Source organism: Pseudomonas caricapapayae, assembly GCF_001400735.1.
In the GTDB taxonomy this organism is placed as follows: Bacteria; Pseudomonadota; Gammaproteobacteria; order Pseudomonadales; family Pseudomonadaceae; genus Aquipseudomonas; species Aquipseudomonas caricapapayae.
The window spans coordinates 117,010-123,010 of sequence record NZ_LJPW01000161.1 but is presented as its reverse complement, the minus strand read 5'-3'; the positions used below and the strand labels follow the sequence as shown (position 1 = coordinate 123,010).

General features: G+C 50.9%; 6 protein-coding genes and 1 other RNA gene. All 7 read right to left on the bottom strand.

Annotated features, from left to right (window positions below; translation table 11 throughout):
* Positions 1-198: 198 nt before the first annotated feature.
* Positions 199-1,143, bottom strand: a complete 945-nt coding sequence (locus ALO80_RS25365; RefSeq protein WP_055010965.1) for a hypothetical protein — start codon at positions 1,141-1,143, stop codon at positions 199-201.
* Positions 1,140-2,246 carry a DNA cytosine methyltransferase gene (locus ALO80_RS25360; RefSeq protein WP_055010964.1) on the bottom strand — a complete coding sequence of 369 codons (1,107 nt, stop codon included), beginning with the start codon at positions 2,244-2,246 and terminating at the stop codon, positions 1,140-1,142. Before ALO80_RS25360 ends, ALO80_RS25365 begins: the two co-directional genes overlap by 4 nt.
* A 664-nt stretch (positions 2,247-2,910) precedes the next feature.
* On the bottom strand, positions 2,911-3,477 hold the full coding sequence (locus ALO80_RS32675) for a tyrosine-type recombinase/integrase (RefSeq protein ID WP_375232947.1): 567 nt from the start codon (positions 3,475-3,477) through the stop codon (positions 2,911-2,913).
* A 12-nt stretch (positions 3,478-3,489) separates the two neighbouring features.
* On the bottom strand, positions 3,490-4,143 hold the full coding sequence (locus tag ALO80_RS32670; RefSeq protein WP_375232948.1) for a phage integrase central domain-containing protein: 654 nt from the start codon (positions 4,141-4,143) through the stop codon (positions 3,490-3,492).
* Positions 4,144-4,329: 186 nt separating this feature from the next.
* Positions 4,330-4,721: a transfer-messenger RNA gene (gene ssrA, locus ALO80_RS30110) on the bottom strand.
* Positions 4,722-4,831: 110 nt separating this feature from the next.
* Complete coding sequence (locus ALO80_RS25350; RefSeq protein WP_055010963.1) at positions 4,832-5,116, bottom strand: hypothetical protein; 285 nt, start codon at positions 5,114-5,116, stop codon at positions 4,832-4,834.
* Between the two features lie 304 nt (positions 5,117-5,420).
* The gene (gene smpB, locus ALO80_RS25345) at positions 5,421-5,903 is read right to left on the bottom strand and encodes an SsrA-binding protein SmpB (RefSeq protein WP_054987343.1); all 483 of its coding nucleotides are present in this window, start codon (positions 5,901-5,903) and stop codon (positions 5,421-5,423) included.
* Positions 5,904-6,001 lie beyond the last annotated feature (98 nt).

Sequence of the window (6,001 nt, the reverse complement as noted above, 5' to 3'; positions counted from 1 at the left end):
AACTGCGTAAGTAATTTGACGTGCGAACCTGCCATCGTGCTGGGTGCGTTTAGCTCAATTCACTAGTGGCAGGACTCAGCGGCCTTGACGAGAAAGATCGGTGATCTCTCGTGAAAGCCGTTGAGTTACTATCGCAAACACCGCAAGTTCTTGCCAAACATAAATTTTGCTGACTTTTATTTGTACGGAGTCATCGCGTCAAGCAAAAAAAGCGCGATGCTTGGCATGGTAGTCTTGGAAGAAATCAGCTACCTGACATACCGAAAGATGCAACTTTAGAGCTTCTGAGGGCGAGAGGTGTGTTCTGTTAAACATGTTTCCATCAGAAAAAATCACTTCATAATTGAAGAAATGAGTCATGCCATCTGGGGACGAGTGACTGTATTCTCTAAGCAGGAACTCCTTGGCATCTTCGGCCGTATCAAATACAGACGGTTCTCCTATCAGATAACTCGTAATTTGAAATTTCACGGGAAGCGCAGCAACTCCTGCGATAATCCTCTGAATATATGAGTCAAGAACGGAGCGCCCGACAATTTCTACAAGCCTCTCCGCGATTACAAGCTTTTTGTCCCTAGTGAGCAGGGAGCTCGCGTTGTCTGCGATTCTCGCTTTCTCTTGCTCAGATGCAGAGTCCGCATAGTCAATAGGGATGCCACAGTCCGCCCAAGCTTTACATATGTTGTTTTTCGGGATGTAAAAAAGATCGATACCTCTACTTCTTACCAGTTCCTGTGCCGGCTGAGTAAAATCCCCCGCCGAAATTATTCCTAGTACCCGTGCGGTTGGGTATGTGTCTCGCATGGGCACTAATTTTCCAGAATCATCTCTCGCCTTGTCTTTTGAATGGCGCGCGCCGCGACGCCAGAACGTCTCGAAAAACGCAAGCGGGATACCTTGCTTATCGTCTGTGCCGCCCAACTCCAATACGAAGTCGTAATCGACTCCGTTTCCGTCTAAATCAGACCATATGATTTTACCATTGCGACTCTCCCTAGCTCTGAACCTGTGATCCAGGTACAAACCCAGGTTTGAAGCAACCGACTGCAATAGTCCTTCCGCTATGGTCTCCTCAAACCAATCCCCAACCACTTGGCCCAACTTATGTCCGCTGGAAGATCTTGCCGATGGTACAAAGCTCATAAATACTCCTTTATGTGAGATGCCAAAGCTTTAGCCAAAAGTGGAGGTACGGCGTTACCTACCTGATCATCTTGTGTAAGATACCTTGCCTTGCGAGTTAAATTCCCAAAGAACTGGTAGTCGTCATCGAAGCTTTGGAGGCGAGCTGCCTCCCGTGTGGTCAGGCCCCTTGGCTGCCACGGATGCAATATGTCAGTGCGAAAATTACAAGTTACTGTTCTAGAGGCAGATATTTCTGAAAGCCTGAAAACATTATGTTTCTTTGTTCTAAGTTCGATTGGTAAAGATCGAATATCACCGCCCTGGGGCATCGCGGAATATCTTTCGATTATTTTTTGGCTATGGGATGTCGCTCGGTGATTAAAAAGCATCCCTGGCTGTCTGTCCCCGAATATTGACTTTTGATATTCATTCATGGGGGCTAAATTATTTGAGATCTCGCTACCCTCTCCTTGCTCTATCCTGGGTAGACTAGACAATGCATCCTTCACCGTCACGTGCGGGTGGTAGCCGACGTTAAACAGATCGTTATTAAAATCGGCATGGAAAGAGTGCGTAGGGAACGGCATTGGAATCTGCCTCCCCGAGCTGGTTCCGATCATGATAAAACGCGGCCGTGCCTGAGGTACTCCGAAGTCGGCTGAGTTAAGAATCTGATAAGAAACCTCGTATCCTGCATTAGTGAACTCGTTGCAGATTGCCTCTAAAACCAAGCCTCCCTGCATAGAAACAATGCCGGATACGTTTTCAAAGACGAAAATTTTTGGCTTTAATATTTGCACAATTCTTACGAACTGTTTGAAAAGCTCGTTTTTAGGGTCATCTGGCAAGCGAAGTCCGGCTAGACTGAAACCTTGACATGGCGGACCTCCGATAACTACGTCTATCCGCTTGCCATCAGTTAGCGTCGAAAGCTCATCTGAAGTAATTGTCGCGATATCTCTGCAAATGGCATTTACACTTTTATGGTTGTGTTTGAATGTGTCAATTGCCTGCTTATCGAAATCAACAGCTAAAACCGTTTCAAACCCACCAGCTTTCCTAAATCCCTCAGTAAAACCGCCAGCTCCGCAGAATAAATCCACAGTGTTAATTTTGCTCATTATCAATTCCAAATTTATAAAATGTCACTACAAAGCAAGGCGAATCGTGGATTAGTAGGCCACGAGAGGCTGATTATCGGAGACCTGATTCGTCCACCCTACGCTCAGTAACGGCCCGAAATAGGCAATGGGGCATCCGTCAATCGAGCCAAGTCGCAATTCCCGCAGAGCTTACAGAGGGTCGCTGCCGTAGAAAACCCCTTGCGGTTCAATGAGCATGCTGATCGGCCAATATCTCGAAACCGTGCTTGAAATGTGGAGGCACACCATAGCTACAAGAGGCAGGCAAATCCAAGCCGCAGTATTGACGTTGCACAGCGTCTGAAACGGCTCCCGACGCGCGAAGAGCTATCTACTATCTTCCCTACGATGTTTCAGCTTCGCTTAACATCTAGCGCCGACAGCTTTTATGCGGCGCATATGGATTTGCGAGCTGCGCTCGGTATGCCCTTCGCGGTATGGGCTGATCTATGGGCTGAGGTGATTTCTTAAAAAACCATATTTTACAAAGAGATAAGACGTCAAAGGTCGGCTTGTGGCCGGTTTATCGGGTCAGCACGCAAGGCAGTCGGGCTGCGAAAGCATCCGCTTTGTACGCGAGCTAGGCACTCGCCTATACGGCAAGCTATTGCGGATCATTCGCGTCACGGTAAGGATTTAGTGCTCACTTCCCCGCGCCAATGATTGCTGAAAGCGAGAGACTTCCGGTAGCCGCTGTCTGGATGTGCTCGCTCCACCATTTCATCATCGGACGCCTACGCTCGATGTAGTCAGCGCGGTTATAGACGCTCCGTACCTCGTCCTTGTCGACGTGCGCGAGTGCGACCTCAATCAACTTCGGGTCCCATCCATGTTCGTTCAGTATGGTGCTCGCCATTGAGCGCATGCCGTGGCTCACTAGACGCCCCCTCGAACCCCATCCGTTTGGGCGCCATATTCGCAGTCTGGCTATTGCAATGGGTACGCGGATTTCGATCTGCCGGGAACACATACTCACGGTGCCCACTGAGAGGCTTAATAGCCTCCAAAGCTCAAGAGCTTGTGGGGTGAGCGGAATAACATGCATACGACGCTTTTTCATCCGTTCCGGAGGGATTGTCCATACCTTTTTCTCAAGGTCCAAGTCTGCCCAGCGAGCCGTAGCCGCTTCCGCTGGACGAGTCATGGTGTGGAGTTGCCACTCAATCAAGCAGCGTGTGGTTCTCTTTATGCTATTTGCGATAGCTAGCATCAGTTCTTTAAACTAATCGGGCGCGAGCGCTAGCATGTTTTGTTTCTTCGGCTTCTTGAAGACGGAGCGGATGCCACTGAGGAGGTTCACAAATATCAGCCCGGAGTTGACCCCGTAGGTCATGATCTCGTTAAATCGTTGGCTCAATCGTTTGACGGTTTCGAGGCTTCTTTTGGCCTCGATTGGGCGAAGGATCTTGATAACCATCGGAGCAGTGATTTGAGAGAGCGGCGTTGTTTTCATGCTTGGGAAAACATGGAGCGTCAGCGATCTCCAAATGTCTTCGGCGTAGGCTTTGGTTACGGAGTCTTTCTTCAGCTCGAACCAGGCAGTGGCCACCTTCTCGAACGTGTGTTCAGTCTCAGCAAGTTTGGCTTGCCTTACCTCATCACGCTGGGTTTTGGGATCAGTGCCCAAAGCAAGCAACTCACGCGCCTCTGCGGCTTTCTTACGGGCGTTGGCTAACGAGAGGTCGGGGTATGGACTAAGCGCCATGTTGATACGGCTTCTGGTCAATGGCTCGCGGTAATTGAAATTCCACATCATCGAGCCGCTGGCGCGTACTCGAAGTTGCAGGCCGTCGCCGTCGCTGAGGACGAAGTCTTTACCAGTTGCCTTGACTGCCTTGAGCTGGCGATCGGAGAGGCGGGTTGCGTTAGTAGGCATGAGGGCTACCTCCAGCACCGCTTTGGTATCCTGAAAATAGCATTTGGTAGTCCGGGATACCACCTGGGATACCAAAGCGCCTGGAACTCAGAAATCCTCCAAAGCCCCCAAAAGAGCTGAAATCCTCGTATTTGCTGGATTTCAGACACAAAAAAAGACGTCCTTGGACGTCTTTAGATGATGAAGTGGTGGAGCCGGGGGGATTTGAACCCCCGTCCGCCAGTACTCCGCTGTCGGTACTACATGCTTAGCCGTGTCTATTAAGTTAACCCTCAGCGACCCGACGGGCAGGGTGCTTTGGGCGAGTTGTGTAAGTTTTAGTCGCTTCGTCCACAACGTACTAGGCGACGATCCTGTTCTATATGACAATCATTTCGGGTTTACAGGCATCCCCTGATGATTGCTGGAGCCGAAGCTACCAGAAGGAAGGCTAGCACCGCTTACGCGGCGAGAGCGTATTCCCCGTAGGTTTCGTCATTGGCAACTATAGAAAGTTGCAACAGTGGATTTACGAGTTCTGTTACCAACTCGGCATGCACCTAAAGTTTCATCACCGGCGTCGAATCCAAATCGGCCCCGAGACTGCTTTCGCAATCGCTGGGGCGGAGTGTACGCCAATTGGCGTGGCACGTCGACCCGTCTGCTGCAATCGTTCAGGCCAGCCTGAGTGGCTGGCCTGCTCGAAGGTTTACTTGGTGCCTTCGTTGCCCGAACCGGTATTTTTCAGGGAGGTGATGGTCTTGGTGGTGATCTCGATGCATTTTTTCTCGTCGTTCTGCGCTTGGGCCGCTTTGGCGTTCTTCACAGTAGTCTCGAGCATTGCCTTGTTTTCGGTGCTCAGGTTGGTGCCGGACGAGGTGTGGTCGTTTTCGATGGTCTTGATGTTTGCGGCGCACAAATCATCGGCGGCAAAAACCGGCGAAGCCAACAGGGCGGCGCTGAGGAACAATCCAGTGAGGGCGGTACGCTTCATGTGTCTCTCCTTATAACCTGTGGACTCGGTATGGCCGGTATTTGAGGCCGTCGCCCGAGGGTTTGGAAAGCCCGTTTAGCAATTGGGCCTGAAGAGTTGACTGTTACGTAACGCAGGCGTTCTATTTTATTTTCGGAATAATGCGAAATAGCCACATTGGGCGTTCAAGCACCAAAATGAGGCGATCTTCGTTGAGGGGAGGCGAACAGGTTGATACGGGAAGAAGGCGGCGCTGAAAACATTAAGATGAATGTGAGTGCCAAATGTCAGGGGCAGGACATTTGGCACCTGCGAGGGCCTGGAGCTAGTCGTCCTTGCCCTTGGAGCGCACGGCACGCTGCAGCTCACGGTCCGAGTCGCGTTCGCGCTCGGTGTGGCGCTTGTCGTATTCCTTTTTACCTTTACCCAGCGCAATTTCGCACTTGATCAGGTGCTCCTTCCAGTAAACGGAAAGGGCCACGCAGGCATAGCCTTTCTGTTGAACCGAGCTGGTGAGCTTTTCGAGCTCGCGCTTGTTCAGCAGCAGTTTTCGGGTGCGTGTCGGGTCAGCGATGACGTGCGTGCTGGCAGTCTTGAGCGGCGTGATGTGGCAACCCATCAGCCATGCCTCACCATCCTTGAGCAGCACGTAACTGTCGACCAGCTGTACCTTGGTGGCACGCAGGCTTTTTACTTCCCAGCCAGCCAGGACCAGACCGGCCTCGAACTTGTGTTCGATGAAGTAATCGTGACGCGCCTTTTTATTTTGCGCGATGGTCCCTGTAGGGTGTTTCTTGAGCTTAGCCATAGGGGGCGCATTATAGGGAGTTGCATCAATGTCGGCTACGGGAAAGCGCGTGCTTGAGCACAAAGGTTGAATCCCGGACAATGCGCGATCTTTTTTGG